13 protein-coding genes are annotated in these 15,271 nt (G+C 67.0%); 8 read left to right on the top strand and 5 right to left on the bottom strand.

All coding sequences use genetic code 11. The annotated features are described in order from the left end of the window. Positions 1-162: 162 nt before the first annotated feature. Positions 163-1,248: an inositol-3-phosphate synthase gene (locus tag AC5RV1_RS04710; RefSeq protein WP_493993734.1), complete on the top strand. Its 1,086-nt coding sequence runs from the start codon at positions 163-165 to the stop codon at positions 1,246-1,248. Between the two features lie 132 nt (positions 1,249-1,380). Here the strand turns inward: AC5RV1_RS04710 and AC5RV1_RS04705 are convergent, their stop codons facing one another. The 4 genes from AC5RV1_RS04705 to AC5RV1_RS04690 form a co-directional block, all read right to left on the bottom strand. Next, a complete protein-coding gene (locus tag AC5RV1_RS04705) occupies positions 1,381-1,998 on the bottom strand; it encodes an endonuclease domain-containing protein (RefSeq protein ID WP_493993733.1) in 618 nt (205 codons plus the stop codon). A gap of 524 nt (positions 1,999-2,522) precedes the next feature. After that, entirely contained in the window at positions 2,523-4,199 is a 1,677-nt protein-coding gene (locus AC5RV1_RS04700) for a formate--tetrahydrofolate ligase (protein ID WP_493993732.1), read from the bottom strand. A 47-nt stretch (positions 4,200-4,246) separates the two neighbouring features. Next, positions 4,247-5,509, bottom strand: a complete 1,263-nt coding sequence (mshA, locus tag AC5RV1_RS04695; protein WP_493947188.1) for a D-inositol-3-phosphate glycosyltransferase — start codon at positions 5,507-5,509, stop codon at positions 4,247-4,249. A gap of 76 nt (positions 5,510-5,585) precedes the next feature. Beyond that, positions 5,586-6,995 (bottom strand): family 4 glycosyl hydrolase, encoded by a 1,410-nt coding sequence (locus AC5RV1_RS04690; protein ID WP_493993731.1) that lies wholly within the window; start codon positions 6,993-6,995, stop codon positions 5,586-5,588. Positions 6,996-7,077: 82 nt separating this feature from the next. Between AC5RV1_RS04690 and AC5RV1_RS04685 the strand changes: the two genes are divergently transcribed. From AC5RV1_RS04685 to tsaD, 6 genes are read left to right on the top strand one after another with little or no spacing between them, the layout of a single operon-like run. Beyond that, entirely contained in the window at positions 7,078-8,169 is a 1,092-nt protein-coding gene (locus AC5RV1_RS04685; RefSeq protein WP_493993730.1) for a carbohydrate kinase family protein, read from the top strand. 37 nt (positions 8,170-8,206) lie between these two features. Further along, positions 8,207-9,430, top strand: a complete 1,224-nt coding sequence (alr, locus tag AC5RV1_RS04680) for an alanine racemase (RefSeq protein WP_493993729.1) — start codon at positions 8,207-8,209, stop codon at positions 9,428-9,430. Then, positions 9,427-10,059, top strand: coding sequence for a tRNA (adenosine(37)-N6)-threonylcarbamoyltransferase complex ATPase subunit type 1 TsaE (tsaE, locus tag AC5RV1_RS04675; protein ID WP_493993728.1), 633 nt, complete (start codon positions 9,427-9,429; stop codon positions 10,057-10,059). Before alr ends, tsaE begins: the two co-directional genes overlap by 4 nt. Next, entirely contained in the window at positions 10,059-10,730 is a 672-nt protein-coding gene (tsaB, locus tag AC5RV1_RS04670; protein WP_493946748.1) for a tRNA (adenosine(37)-N6)-threonylcarbamoyltransferase complex dimerization subunit type 1 TsaB, read from the top strand. The genes tsaE and tsaB overlap by 1 nt, the downstream gene beginning before the upstream one ends. A 44-nt stretch (positions 10,731-10,774) precedes the next feature. Beyond that, a complete protein-coding gene (gene rimI, locus AC5RV1_RS04665) occupies positions 10,775-11,254 on the top strand; it encodes a ribosomal protein S18-alanine N-acetyltransferase (RefSeq protein WP_493947187.1) in 480 nt (159 codons plus the stop codon). After that, complete coding sequence (gene tsaD / locus AC5RV1_RS04660) at positions 11,251-12,339, top strand: tRNA (adenosine(37)-N6)-threonylcarbamoyltransferase complex transferase subunit TsaD (protein ID WP_493993727.1); 1,089 nt, start codon at positions 11,251-11,253, stop codon at positions 12,337-12,339. Before rimI ends, tsaD begins: the two co-directional genes overlap by 4 nt. A 77-nt stretch (positions 12,340-12,416) precedes the next feature. Here tsaD and AC5RV1_RS04655 read toward each other — a convergent pair whose 3' ends face one another. Further along, positions 12,417-13,568 (bottom strand): glutamate--cysteine ligase, encoded by a 1,152-nt coding sequence (locus AC5RV1_RS04655; protein ID WP_493993726.1) that lies wholly within the window; start codon positions 13,566-13,568, stop codon positions 12,417-12,419. Positions 13,569-13,672: 104 nt separating this feature from the next. On the opposite strand from AC5RV1_RS04655, the gene AC5RV1_RS04650 reads away from it, so the two are divergent. Next, the coding region (locus tag AC5RV1_RS04650) for a glycoside hydrolase family 3 N-terminal domain-containing protein (protein ID WP_493993725.1) at positions 13,673-15,271 on the top strand (1,599 nt) is incomplete at its 3' end.

Genomic DNA, 15,271 nt, shown 5'->3' with positions numbered 1-15,271 from the left:
TTCTTTGCCGTCATCCCAGGGAGTGGGACAGGGGAACAAGCCCTTGTCCCGCTCTGTTGGGTACTATGAGAAGGCGCCGCGCGGCGCCGAGCCTGCCGGCCGCCGTCGTACTTTAGTCGCAGCGGATCCCGGCCGGCTGACGTTTGTCCTCAAAGGAGTTCCGTGTCTTCACATCCGATTCGTGTTGCAATTGTCGGCGTAGGAAACTGTGCCGCTTCGCTGGTCCAGGGCGTCCACTACTACAAGGACGCAGACCCCAAGGCCACGATCCCGGGCCTGATGCACGTCGAGTTCGGCCAGTACCACGTAGGTGACGTTGAGTTCGTCGCCGCGTTCGACGTAGATGGCAAGAAGGTTGGCGTTGACCTTGCCGATGCGATCCTGGCCAGCGAAAACAACACCATCAAGATCGCCGACGTACCGCCCACCGGCGTAACCGTCCAGCGCGGCCACACCCTCGACGGGCTCGGCAAGTACTACCTCGAGACCATCGAGCAGTCCAACGAAGAGCCTGTAGACGTTGTCCAGGCACTCAAGGACGCCAAGGTTGATGTCATGGTGTGCTACCTCCCGGTTGGTTCGCAGGAAGCTGCCGAGTTCTATGCCCAGTGCGCCATCGACGCCGGGGTTGCCTTCGTCAACGCCCTGCCGGTATTCATCGCAGGTACCAAGGCGTGGGCTGACAAGTTCGCCGCCGCCGGCGTGCCGATCGTGGGCGACGACATCAAGAGCCAGATCGGTGCCACCATCACGCACCGCGTTATGGCCAAGCTCTTCGAGGACCGCGGCGTCACCCTGGACCGCACGTACCAGCTGAACGTCGGCGGCAACATGGACTTCAAGAACATGCTGGAGCGCGACCGCCTGGAGTCCAAGAAGATCTCCAAGACCCAGGCCGTCACGTCCAACGTCGAAGCTGAGCTGGCCGCCAAAGACGTCCACATTGGCCCGTCCGACTACGTCCAGTGGCTCGATGACCGCAAGTGGGCCTTCGTCCGCCTCGAAGGCCGCAACTTTGGCGACGCCCCCGTTTCGCTCGAGTACAAGCTGGAAGTCTGGGATTCACCCAACTCGGCCGGCGTGATCATCGACGCCATCCGCGCCGCCAAGATCGGCCTGGACCGCGGCATCGGCGGCCCGCTGCTCTCTGCATCGAGCTACTTCATGAAGTCCCCGCCGGAGCAGTTCAACGACGACCTCGCCCGCGAAAAGGTGGAAGCCTTCATCCGCGGAGACCTCGAGCGCTAAACACCGCTCTTCGGCTTCTTATGCGCTCCCTCACCTTCGGGTGGGGGAGCGCTTGCCGTTAAGACGCTCCATCACTTCCCGCAGGTTTTTCCGCGACGCCCCATCACCTCCCGCAGACTCTGCCGGCTTACTTCACCCAGTACCGACAAAACCGGCCGCGTAGGGATGATCCATCAGTGCCGTACGAAGGTGCCGCTTTATCGACATTATGGCTCGATCGAAACCGTCTGCGGCGTCGTCCTTTGTGACTACCAGAACTGTCCAACCGGCCGATTCGAAGGCCTTGTCCCGCCGTCGGTCGCTAAATTGCTGGGCATCAAGAAGGTGATGCCCGCCGTCGTACTGGATTGCGATACGCCGGTGCCGGTAACCAAGGTCGGCAGTAGGGGAGGCTGCGTCGTCCGGCCGAAGCACAATCTGGAGGTCCGGTTCCGGTAAGTTGCCGTCTGCCATGGCTAGCCGCAGCATGGTTTCAGGTGCGGAATCAGCCCCAACCCGCATCAGTTCAAGTGCCTGCCGCGCACGGACAATGCCCTGAAGGTTGGGGTGTCGCCCAACCAGGGTGCGGAGCCCGTCCAAGGTGTCGAAGGGCTCCGATCTGCCCTCAAACTCCGGTCGAGGGATACGAATGAGCTGATCTCCAAGGCAGACCAACTCAACCAGCGATAGCCGTCGGGTCAGGTCGAGCCACGATCGCGAACGCGTGCTGATCCGGATGCCGTCCACCGACTCAGTCTCGTCTTCCCTCACTATGACGTTATGTGCGGTTACGCCTCTCCGGCGCACTTGCGGCAACTGCTTGGGCTTGCTGAGATGTAGTTCCGTTGAGTCCGATAGCCAGGGCGGCAACAGCAGACAATGCAGACGCGCGGCAGTGACGTGGGAAATCCAGGCACCTGGTGATGCCTGGGAGAGCGCACGTGCCGCTGCTTCCAGCTCAAAGCTCCAATCCGAGGGGCGGTACAACCCCCTGCTCACATGGACCACGTCACGACCGCGAAGCCTGCTGGCCGGTACGCCCAAGGCCAGTGCCGAGGTGAAGGTGAAAGGGGCACTGGCCAATGGCTGGGGCAGATCAAGGGGCTTGGGCATGTTGGCATTGTGACCCAAAAGACCATGCCCCTGCAGAAGTTTTCCACAGTCAGTCTGCGCCGTGCGGGAGGTGATGGGGCCTTGTGAAATTAGGTGCGGGAGGTGATGGGGCGTTTGGGAAATGGCCGCGGGAGGTGATGGGGCGTTGTGGAATTGGGTGCGGGAGGTGGTGGGGCGTTTGATTAGGCGAGACCCACTGGGTTGCCGGCGTCATCCACGTCCATGCGCATCGCGGCCGGGGCGGCGGGCAATCCGGGCATGGTCATCACCGCTCCGGTGAGCGCCACGATAAAGCCCGCCCCGGTCTTGGGCAGGAGGTCGCGCACGTGGATAATGAACCCCTTCGGCGCCCCGAGACGGGAGGCGTCGTCAGTGAACGAGTACTGCGTCTTGGCCATGCATACAGGGAGGCCGCCCCAGCCGTTCCGCTCGATGTCGGCCAGCCGTTTCAGGGCCGGCACGGAAAAATCCACCCCGTCCGCACCATAAATTTCCTGCGCGATGGTCCGGATCTTGTCCTCCACGGGGAGCTCCAGCGGGTAGAGGTGCCGGAAGTCGTTCGGTCCGGCCAGTGCCTTCGCCACCAGGGCGGCAAGTTCGTCCCCGCCGTCGCCACCGCCGCCGCGCCCCCACACATCGGCGACCGCGGCCGGAACTCCCTCCGCAGAGCACCACGCCAGCAGCCAATCGAGTTCCTCGGCAGAGTCGGAGCCAAACCTGTTGATGGCCACCACCGGTGGCACCCCGAACTTCTCCACGTTCCGGATGTGCCGGCGCAAGTTGGGCACCCCCGCCTCCAAGGCGGCCACATTAGGGGTTGTCAGCTGGTCCTTGGCCACCCCGCCCTGCATCTTCAACGCGCGCACCGTTGCCACGACCACAACGGCGGAGGGCGCCAGGCTGCCGATGCGTGCCTTGATGTCCATGAATTTCTCGGCCCCCAGATCGGCGCCGAAGCCTGCCTCGGTGACCACAATGTCCGCCAGCCGCCGGGCCGTCTGGGTGGCAATCAGTGAATTGCAGCCGTGCGCGATGTTGGCGAAGGGACCGCCGTGGACCAGGGCAGGGGTGCCGGCGATGGTCTGCACCAGGTTCGGCTTGATGGCTTCCTTCAGCAGCAGCGTCAGCGCACCCTGAACGCCGAGGTGGGCCACGGTCACCGGCGAACGGTCAAAGGTATAGCCGAAGGTGATCCGGCCCAGGCGTCCGCGGAGGTCCGCCAAATCAGTGGCCAAACAGAAAACTGCCATGATCTCAGACGCGACCGTGATGTCGAACCCGTCCTGCCGGGGGACTCCCTGCGTAGGCCCGCCCAGTCCGATGACCACCTCGCGCAGTGCCCGGTCGTTCACGTCCAGAACCCGTTTGAAGGTCAGGCGCCGGGGGTCGATGTTGAGTTCGTTGCCCTGGTAGATGTGGTTGTCCACCAGTGCCATCAGGGCGTTGTTCGCCGATGTCACGGCGTGGAAATCCCCGGTGAAGTGCAGGTTGATCTCGTCCATCGGCAGCACCTGCGAGTACCCGCCGCCGGTGGCCCCGCCCTTCATGCCCAGGACCGGCCCAAGGGAGGGCTCCCGAAGGGCGATCATCACCCGGTGCCCCGCCCGTGCCAGGGAATCGGCAAGCCCTACCGTCGTGGTGGACTTTCCCTCACCAGCCGGGGTGGGGGACATGGCTGAGACCAGCACCACCTTGCCTTGGGGTGGCGGCGCGTCCAGCCGCGCGGGGTCGATTTTCGCCTTGTACCGCCCGTACAGTTCCACCGCCTCCGTGTTGATTCCCGCGGCCGCCGCGATCTCCTCGATGGGCAGGATCCGTGCCGCACGGGCGATCTCGAGGTCACTCGGGGTAGCAGACATCTTTGTCCTTTGCTGGAGCGGATAGGGCAGCTGGAGCGGATGGGGTGTCAGGGGGCGGGAACCGTCGTCAGGGGTTGCTTTGCATGGTGGTCGACGGCGGCGTGGTAGCTCTCGAGCGTGATGGCCGCCGTGCGCTGCCATCCCGAGTTCTGGGCGCGGATGGCGGCTGCCCGCCCCATGTCTTCGCGGGTAGTAGGGTCGTCGTACAGCGCCTCCAGCGCATCCGCCCAGTCCGAGGCGTGGTGGCCGTCCACCAAGAGTCCTGTCCTGCCGTCGAAAATGGCCCGCGACAGGCCACCGACCCGCGTTGCCACCACAGGGGTGCCGCAGGCCTGGGCTTCAAGCGCCACCAGCCCGAAGGACTCGCTGTAGGAGGGCATCACCACCACATCGGCCGCACGAAACCAGGCCGCCAGCTCAGGTGCCTTGACCGGCGGAAGCTGCGTGACGACGTCGTCCATCTCCGCCTCCGCAACCAGCCGCCGGAGGTTGAATTCCTTGTTCCCGCTCAACGAACCGAGGATGGTGAGCCGCAGGTTGATGTCGGGACGCCGGTGCCGAAGCAGGGCTGCGGCCTTCACCAGGATCTGTGGTCCCTTCAGCCGCTGGATCCGGCCCGCGAAAACCAGGTGGAAAGTCTCGGGAGCGATGCCCCGCTCAGTCCGCGACCTGGCCCGGAAGGCAGGAGTGAAAGTACTGAGGTCGACTCCGGGCGGGGCAATATCTATCCGGTCGTACGACGCCCCGTAGTGCGACACCAGCTCGGCCGCCTCCGCGCTGGTGTTGGCAATCAGCCGGGCTGCGCCGTCCACGATGCGGTGCTCACCCAGCTCGCGCCGCCGCGGTTCAGGCTGTTCGCCGGATTCAAGCAGCAGGTTCTTGACCTTGGCCATGGTGTGCATGGTGTGCACCAACGGCACGCCCCAAAGCCCGGAAAGCTCCAGGCCCGCGATCCCGGAGACCCAATAGTGCGAATGGATGACGTCGTAGCGGCCGTGCGGCTGGCGCTGCCGGATCTGCTCGATCTCTTCCACCATGCTGTGGAGAAGGCCGGGAAGCTCCTCCTTGGGGATCTTCCTGGTGGGGCCGGCAAGGACGTTGTGGACGCATACGCCGGGATCGGGGTGCTCGACGGCGGGCTGGCCGGCGGAGGTGGCACGCGTGAAGATCTCCACTTCCACGCCGGCCTCCGCCAGGGCGGAGGCCAGTTCCCGGATATACACGTTCATGCCGCCGGCATCACCGGAACCCGGCTGCTCCATGGGGGAGGTGTGGAGTGACAGTAAAGCCACCCTGCGGACCGGTGCCACGGGACCTCCTTCCGGCTCCCGGCGCAGGTTGACGCGCCGGGTGAGTGCTGGCATTCGATAAAACACTACTCCTGTGTCAACGCGTACCGCCCCGCCACATCTTCCCCAGGGCTGGAAACGCCTGCTCGTAGCCGGCGAGCAGCTCAGCACCGAGTTCTTCCGACCCCACCAGGGGATGCTGCGCGAAGGCCTGCAGCGCGGCGTCGCGGTCGCCCTCCGTGGCAGCCCGCACGGCCAGCCGCTCCACGTTTTTCACTTGGCGGAGCAGCTGGAGTTGTTCCGGCGGGGGGGCCTGCTGGGCAAGCGGCAGCGCGCCGTCGGCTGTTACCGTGCAGGGAATCTCGACGACGGCGTCGGCCGGCAGCCCGGGAATGGCAGCTTTGGGGGCGGCCGGCTGAGCGGGGGCCGGCTCGGCGCTGTCCGCAGGCAAAGTGTTGGATGTGTTCAGGATCAGCTGCGCATCCCCGGAACCCGATACAGCGCGCATGGCCCCCAGCGCCACCCGCTCATAGCCGCCGCCGGCGAGGTCGTCCTCGTTGCGGCGCTCACCCTTCCCGCGGGCCTCGGCCAGGTAGCCCTCCTCGCGGGACCTGCGCGCAGCCTCCCACAGGGTGAAAGCCTTACCGCCGGCCGCGGCGAGCCTCGGGTACAGCTCCTGCTGCTGGCTGTGGATGGATTCCCCCCGGGTTTCAGGCATGGCACGCATCGCTTCCCGGGCAGCGTCCTGCTGGTAGTAGTAATACAGGTACTCGTTGGGAAGGGCGCCGAGGCGGGCAAGGAAGGGCTGGGGAAACAGCCGGCCCTCTTCGAAGGACTGAAGGGCAGCGGGATCGGACAGCAGTGCAGGAAGGACGTCCCGTCCGCCGGACTCCAGCCGGTACAGCCAGCCCAGGTGGTTCAGACCGTAGTAGCCCACGCCGTCGAGCGTTCCTTCCGGCAGCGTGACGCCGGCGGCGCGCGCCGCGCGGTGCACCAGGCCGCCCGCGGAGTCGCAGATCCCGATGACGCGCCTGCCGAGCACCGGCAGGAGCGCCTCGGTGACCATGCCGGCCGGATTGGTGAAGTTGATCAGCCACGCGTCGGGGCAGTGTTCCTTCATGAGGCGCGCCAGCCCCAGCATGTGCGGGATGGTCCGGAGGGCGTAGGAGATGCCGCCGGCCCCCGTTGTCTCCTGGCCGAGCAGGCCCAGGTCCTGCGCCACTTTTTCGTCAGCCACCCGTCCAGCGGTGCCGCCGGGGCGGATGGCGGCAAACACCATCTCCGTTCCCGCCAGGGCCTCCGGGAGGTTGGTGGTGGGATGGACCGGCAGGCGGGGGCCCTGCCCTGACGGCATGCTGCGCAGGACCGCTGCCATGGCGGCAAGGCGGGAAAGGTCGACGTCGAACAGCACCAGTTCGGTGGCCACACCGGTGAAGGGCCCCGAGGCCAGCGCCCGGTAGATCAACGGAACCCGGAAACCCCCACCACCGACGATCAGAAGCCGCATAATCAGCAGTCTAGGCGTGGGTGTCCGCAGCACCTACGGCCGCCCCTACCGTATGTCTGTGGCAGGGCGTAGTGTGCGGCACATGGAGGCGATTCCCGCACGCCCGTTTGACCCCCTGGCTGCCGTCCGCGCGCCGTCGGACCTCGGATTCGACGTGCTGCTGGCCGGAACGGTGTTCCAGGACATCATTTTCACCGGCCTGCCGCACGGGCCGGAACCGGGTACTGAAATCTGGAGCGACGGCATGGGCAGCTGCCCGGGCGGGGTGGCAAACCAGGCAATCGCCGCGGCACGGCTGGGCCTGCGCACCGGCCTGGCGGCGGCCTTCGGCGATGACGGCTACGGGGATTTCAACTGGAAGATCCTGTCCGGCCAGGAGCACGTGGACCTCAGCCTGTCGCGGAAGATTCCGGGCTGGCATTCGCCGGTGACGGTCTCCCTGTGCGTGGACAAGGACCGGTCCCTGGTGACCCACGGCCATGCTGCACCGGTGACGGCGTCGGAGCTCATCGGGGACCCGCCTCCCGCGCTCGCCGGCATCGCTGAAGTGGGCCTGGAAGTGGAGCCCTGGGCCATGGCGGCGCACAAGGCGGGCGTGAAGCTGTTCGGGGACGTTGGCTGGGATCCCAGCGGCGTCTGGGCGCCGGTCCGGCTGGACAACCTGCAGTACTTCCACGCGTTCCTGCCCAACCAGCGCGAGGCCATGGCATTCACGGGCAAGGACGATCCCTGGACTGCCCTCTACGCGCTGGCAGACCGGGTGCCGGTTGCGGTGGTGACCCTCGGGCCACAGGGCGCCATGGCGGTCGACTCGGAAACGGGCGAGGAGGAGTGGGTGCCCTCATTGCCCGTCAAGGCTTTCGATCCAACGGGCGCAGGAGACTGTTTCGACGCCGCATTCATCGTGGGGAGCCTGGCCGGCTGGCCGCTGGGGAACAGGCTGCGTTTCGCCAACCTCTGTGCCTCGCTCGCGGTGCAGGAAGTGGGAGGTTCCCTTGCCGCCCCGGGCTGGGGGGACATCGCCGACTGGTGGAAACGTGCCAACGCCAGGCCCGAAAGGCAGACCAGCCAGTGGCTGCGGCGCTTCTCGTTCCTGGCGGACATCGTCCAGGACGTTCCGCTGGCCGCCCAGCGCCGCGCAGCGGCCACCATCGCACACCTCTCTGACGCGTGATTATTCGGCCCGAAGCGCCAGCACTAGAATCACTAAGGTGACTTACCCCGCTACAACCGGTGATTTCGACGCTGCCCCCGTGCAGGACCCCCGCCACGAACGGTCCGCCGTGATTGACCTTGATGCCATCCGGCACAACGTCCGCCGGCTGGCGGCAGCAGCTTCCCCGGCAAAAGTCATGGCCGTTGTTAAGGCCGACGCCTACGGCCACGGCGCGGTTCCGGTGGCCAGGGCTGCCCTTGAAGCAGGCGCATCGTGGCTCGGGGTTGCCCACATCTCCGAGGCCCTGGCCCTGCGTGCCGCCGGGATTGATGCTCCAATGCTCGCCTGGCTGCACACCACGGAAAGCAACTTTGGCGCGGCGGTGGCTGCCGGCGTCGACATTGGCTGCTCCGGCTGGGAGCTTGAGCGCATTGTTGCTGCTGCCCGGGAGCAGGAACGCCCCGCCCGCGTCCATCTGAAGGTGGACACCGGGCTGGGACGCAACGGTGCCACGCTTGATACCTGGGACAACCTGGTGGGCGAAGCCATGGAATACCAGGACCAGGGCCTGCTGCGCGTGGTGGGCATCTTCTCGCACCTTGCCGTCGCTGACGAACCGGAGCGGCCCGAGACCGACCAGCAGCTCGCGGCGTTCCGCGAAGTGCTCGCCGTTGCCGAGGACGCCGGCGTGGACCCGGAGGTCCGGCACCTCGCGAATACGCCGGCCACCCTGTCCCGGCCCGACACCCACTTCGACCTTGTCCGCGTGGGCCTGGGGATTTACGGACTGTCGCCCTTTGACGGGCAGACGTCGGCCGAGCTGGGACTACGCCCGGCCATGACGCTGCGGACCCTCGTTTCCCAGTGCAAGGAAGTGCCGGACGGGCAAGGCGTCTCCTACGGTCTCCGCTACCACACCAGCGGCCCCAGCACCCTGGGCCTGATCCCGGTGGGCTACGCCGACGGAGTGCCCCGCGTCGCTACGGGCGGTCCCGTCCGGGTGGCCGGTAAAACCTACCCAGTGGTGGGGAGGATCGCCATGGACCAGATGGTCATCGACCTCGGCGACACCGGCCCTGCCGGCGCCGGCCTGCTGGGTGCCGAAGCCGAGCTGTTCGGCGACGGCACCGACGGCGGGCCCACTGCCGACGACTGGGCACGCGCGGCCGGCACCATCAATTACGAGATCGTCACCAGGATCAGCCCACGCGTGCCCCGCCGCTTTATCAACGAACAGGCTCCGGCCGCCGTCGTTCACAGAGCAGAGGGTGCCGCATGAACGCGCCCTCCGCGGAGTTAGGGGACACCGGCAGGGTTCGTCCCAACTGGGAAAAGGCGTTAACCGCGACGACGGCGGACCAGACCCATGCGCTTGCCGCACGCCTTGCGTCGGTCCTCGAAGCCGGGGACCTGCTGGTGCTCTCCGGCGAGCTGGGTGCCGGGAAAACCACCTTCACCCAAGGTTTGGGGGAGGGGCTGGGCGTCCGCGCCGGGATCATTTCCCCCACGTTCGTCCTGGTCCGCATCCACCCCAACCTGCCCGACGGACCGCGTCCCGGCGGCCCGGACCTGGTGCACGTGGATGCGTACCGCCTGGGGTCGGCAGCAGAGATAGACGACATCGACCTCGAGAACACCCTCGACTCCTCCGTGACCGTGGTGGAGTGGGGCCATGACCGGGTGGAGCACCTGAGCGAGAGCCGGTTGGAGATCGACCTGCACCGTGCCATGGGGTTGGGCACTGGCGGCCTTGGTGCCACAGCCGATGCTCCCGGCGCCACCGACGGCGGCATGCTGGATTTCGGGGACGAGGACACGGACGAGCCCCGGACCATTGTGATGCGCGGTTACGGTCCCCGCTGGCCGGCTGTTCCCGAACCCGTCGCAACCTTTGAAGGGAAAGCGTGATGCTAATCCTCGCCATCGACACCTCTGCCGTGGCCAGCGCGGCACTGGTTTCAGACGACGCACTGGAGGGCGTGGTGGCCAGCTTCTCCACCGAGGACACCCGCAGCCACGCCGAGGTGCTCGCCCCGGGGATCGAACAGCTCCTGGCCGATGCCGGTGTCAGCGGCAGCGATATTGATGCCCTGGTGGTAGGCGTGGGCCCTGGCCCGTTCACCGGGCTGCGGTCGGGAATCGCCACCGCACGCACCCTGTCCTTCGTCTGGGGCAAGCCCCTCCACGGGCTGATGAGCCTGGACGCCGTTGCTTTGGAAGTCGCCGAATCCACCGCCGCCGCCCCCGAATTCCTGGTGGTAACGGACGCGCGGCGCAAAGAGGTCTACTGGGCGCGCTACCGCCTTCCCGAAGGCCGGCTTCCCGTGCTGGAGGACGGTCCGCATGTTGGCTTCGCCGCGGACCTTCCGGACCTGCCCGCCTACGGCGCTGGCGCCGGGCTTTACGCAGACACCCTGAAGGCGGACCCGGAGTTCGCAGCGGAACAGCCGGATGCCCTGTACCTGGGCCAGTTCGCGCTGGCCCGGCTCGCGGCCGGTGACGAGCTCCTCGACTCCACCCCCTTGTATCTCCGCGAATCCGATGCACAGGTCCCCGGACCCAGGAAGAGGGCACTGTGAGCACCGCCCCGGACATCAGCAGCCATGGCGTCTCCGTACGTGGAATGACCGCCGAGGACGTGATCGCCGTCAGCGTCCTGGAACAACGGCTTTTCCCGGTGGATGCGTGGCCCCTGCAGATGTTCTATGACGAGCTGTCCCAGCCGGAGACCCGCCAATATCTGGTGGCGGAGAGCAGCACCGGCATCGTGGGCTACGCCGGGTTGATGTGCATTGAACCCATCGCCGACGTGCAGACCATCGCCGTCGTGCCTGAATACGAGGGCCGCGGCATTGGCACTACGCTGCTGACCCGGCTCATTGAGGAGGCGCGCCGCAGGCACGCGGCGGATCTCCTGCTGGAGGTCCGTGCCGACAATCCCCGTGCCCAGCAGCTCTACCGGCGCTTCGGCTTTGAACAGATCCATGTCCGGCCCCGCTACTACCGCGACGGCGTGGACGCCCTCATCATGCGGCTCCAGCTCAACGGTGAAGCCGGCGAAGGAACGGGAGACGCCACGTCAACGGAAGCAGGCCAGCCATGAACCGCTCGCAGCCACTAGTGCTGGGCATCGAATCGTCCTGTGACGAGACCGGGGTTGGCATAGTCCGGGGGACCGCCCTCCTGACCAACACGGTGTCCTCGTCGATGGATGAACATGTCCGGTTCGGCGGGGTCATCCCGGAGATCGCTTCACGCGCGCACCTTGACGCCTTTGTGCCCACCCTCGAGCAGGCGCTGTCCGATGCCGGCGTGGCCCTGGACGACGTGGACGCGATCGCCGTCACCTCCGGCCCCGGCCTGGCCGGCGCCCTCATGGTGGGGGTCTGCGCCGCGAAGGCTCTGGCCGTGGCCACCGGCAAACCGTTGTATGCCATCAACCACCTCGTCGCGCACGTGGGCGTGGGGCTGCTGGACGGGAAGGAAGGGCAGGCGCCGCAGCTGCCCGAAAACCTCGGCGCCCTGCTGGTGTCCGGCGGGCACACCGAGATCCTGAAAATCAACAGCATCACCGACGACGTAGTCCTCCTCGGTTCCACCATCGACGACGCCGCCGGTGAAGCCTACGACAAGGTGGCCCGAATCCTCGGGCTGGGTTACCCAGGCGGACCGGCCATCGACAAGGTGGCCCGCACCGGCAACGCCAAGTCCATCCGCTTCCCCCGCGGCCTCAGCCAGCCCAAGTACATGGGAACATCCGAGGAACCGGGCCCGCACCGCTACGACTGGTCCTTCAGCGGGCTCAAGACCGCCGTGGCCCGGTGCGTTGAACAGTTCGAGGCACGCGGGCAGGAGGTTCCGGTGGCCGATATCGCGGCCGCGTTCCAGGAAGCCGTGGTGGACATCATCTCCTCCAAGGCCGTGCTGGCCTGCCGGGAGCACGGCATCAAGGACGTGCTGCTCGGCGGCGGGGTGGCGGCAAACTCACGCCTGCGCGAGCTGACGGGCCAGCGCTGCGCTTCCGCCGGAATCAGGCTCCACGTTCCGCCCCTGGACCTCTGCACCGACAACGGCGCCATGGTCGCGGCGCTGGGAGCGCAATTGGTGATGGCGGGGGTTGGGCCGAGCGGAATCCGCTTCGCCCCGGATTCCTCCCTGCCGGTCACAGCGGTGTCGCTCCCCGCCTGAACTTCACTTGACCTATCAGTTTTGGTTCTTAAAACACGCGTTTGGGGACCAAAACTGATAGGTCAACGCAATGGAGATCAGGCGGTGGGACCGTTCCGCATCTGCTTGACCAGGTCCAGGACCACGGCCTGGAGGTCGCCGCCGTGCTCCTCGGCTACCCGGCGCTGGCGCTGGTAGCCGGCACCCCGGCGGATGATCTTTTCGACGTCGGCCAGCTCGTCCGGGCAGCCCAGCTTGGCGGCGACGGGCTCCAGCCGGTTGAGGGTCTCCAGCAGGTGGTCGGTGACCAGCTGCTCCTTGCCTGCGGCGTCCAGGATGATGATGGCGTCCATGCCGTACCGTGCGGCCCGCCACTTGTTCTCCTGGACGTGCCACGGCGGCATGGTGGGGATGGCTCCGCCGTTGTCCAAGGTGGTGGAGAACTCGTCCACCAGGCACTGGGTGAGGGCAGCGATGGCACCGACTTCCTCCAGCGTGGCCAGGCCGTCACAGATGCGCATTTCGATGGTGCCAAGGTTCGGCACGGGCCGGATGTCCCACCGGATTTCCGAGAGGGTGTCGATCACGCCGGTGGTGAACATGTCCTGCACATAGGACTCGTATTCCTCCCAGGAGCTGAACTGGAAGGGGAGGCCGGCCGTGGGCAGCTGCTGGAACATCAGGGCCCGCTGAGATGCGTAGCCGGTGTCCTCGCCACCCCAGAAAGGGCTCGATGCCGAGAGCGCCTGGAAGTGCGGGAAGTAGTTGACCAGCCCGTCCAGCACGGGAAGCGCCTTCTCGCGGCGGTCCAGCCCCACGTGGACATGCACGCCGTAGATGACCATCTGGCGGCCCCACCACTGGGTGCGGTCAATAAGTTTTGCGTAGCGGGCCTTGTCTGTCACCGGCTGCAGCTGCGGCGGACTGAACGGGTGGCTTCCGGCGCAGAACAGCTCCACACCCATCGGATCGGTGATTTCCCGGACGGCAGCGAGGGACCGGGTGAGGTCCTCTTTCGCCTCCGCGGCAGTCTCGCAGATGCCGGTGACCAGCTCCACGGTATTCAGCAGCAGTTCCTGCTTGATGTGCGGGTGCTCGTCATCTTCATTGAGTTCCGGGTGGCGGGAGGCCACGCCGCGCAGTACCTCGTTGGCAACGGAGGCGAGCTCGCCGGTCCGGCCGTCCACCAGCGCGAGCTCCCATTCAACACCGAGGGTTGATTGCCTCGAAGAAGCGAAGTCAATCTTCACACGTATCCTCACTGTCCGGTTTACTGCTGGCGCACGCCGCTCACAGGCTGCTGCTGGCAGGCGGACGGGTGTTTCAAGTCTAGTGCAGGGGTAGCATCGTATTGATGGCCCCGTTCCAACACCTGCGTGACAGTTTTCACAAATCCTTCCCCGTCCTGGCCGCAGCATCCGCGGCGGTAGCCTTGGCATCCTGTACCGCCGCCCCGGCGCCTGTCCGGTCGCAGTCACCCTCCACGTCCGCCGCACCTTCCGTATCACCAAGTACGACGCCGGCACCCGCCACCGCCTCCCCCTCACCTTCCGTAACTGCCGATCCCGGGTCCCGGCCGCTGGGGTGGGGCCCCCAGCAGCGGGACCAGGACGCCGCAGCCGCTGCCGTCGCGGCAATGTCGCCGGAACAGAAGGCCGGGCAGGTCCTCCTTCCGTTCTTCACCGGGACTGATGCAGGCGCCCATGCCGCCGTCATCGAACGCCTGCACCTCGCCGGGGCCATCATCATGGGCGACAACGTGCCGCTGGACCCGCAGGGCAAAGTGGACCTGCCGGCCATGGCCGCCATCAACAAGCGGCTCGCACAGGCGGCAACGGCGGACGGCAGGCCCTGGCCCGGGATGATCGGCGTGGACCAGGAGGGCGGGATAGTGGCGCGCCTGAATGCGCCGCTGACGGAGTGGCCGTCGCCGATGAGCTACGGCGCCGCAGGCAGCGTACCCCTTGCCAAGGAGGCCGGCCAGGGGTTGGCCGCAGAGTTGGTGCCGCTTGGTTTCAACACCGATTTTGCCCCGGACACCGATGTGACCATCGGGCCGGCGGACCCCACCATCGGTGCCCGGTCCATGTCCGGAAACCCCGATGCGGCGTCCAGCCTTGGAGTGGCATTCACACAGGGAATGCTGGCGGCAGGCGTCCTTCCCGCCGTCAAGCACTTCCCCGGGCATGGGTCCGTGACCACTGATTCGCACCTGAACCTTCCCACGCAGCCGGCCACCGTGGCGGAACTGGCCGCCCGGGACTGGAAACCGTTCCAGGCCGCCATCGCCGCTGGAGCGCCGATGGTGATGACCGGCCACATCGCCGTGCCCGCCCTGGCACCCGGAGTGCCGGCGTCGCTCTCCCAACCCACGTACTCCGCGTTGCGGGGACTCGGCTTCAAGGGGGTGGCGGTGACAGACGCCCTGAACATGGGAGCCGTGCACAAGCAGTACCCGGCCGGGTCCGCCGCCGTGATGGCCCTTGCCGCGGGTGCCGACCTGCTGCTGATGCCGGCCGACGTTGGGCAGGCCCATGCCGCGATTGTTAATGCTGTCACCACCGGCAGCCTGCCACCCGCCCGCCTGGACGAAGCGGCACTGCGGGTGGCGACCATGATGACCTGGCAAGCGCGGGCAGCAGCGGGCACCGGCACCCCAACCGGCGCCCCGGCCGGCAGCGGGGCCGCGCTCGCCGCCAAGGTATCCGCCGCCGCCGTCACCGTGCTCTCCGGGCACTGCGGTGGACCCCTTGCATCCGGTGCCGTCCGGGTCACAGGCGGCAGCCCGGCGGACCGGGCACGTTTCGCAGATGCTGCAGCGCGAAACGGGCTCGCCGTCGGCTCCGGACCCCTGGTCAGCCTCATCCCGTTCGGGGGACGGCCCGCAGGCGGCGACATCGCCGTCGCCCTCGACGCGCCCTGGCCGCTGCAGCACTCCGCGGCGCCGGTGAAG

The organism is Arthrobacter sp. Hb9-2, assembly GCF_059091165.1.
The sequence above is the reverse complement of the archived record's forward strand: the minus strand, read 5'-3'. Positions and strand labels throughout refer to the sequence as shown.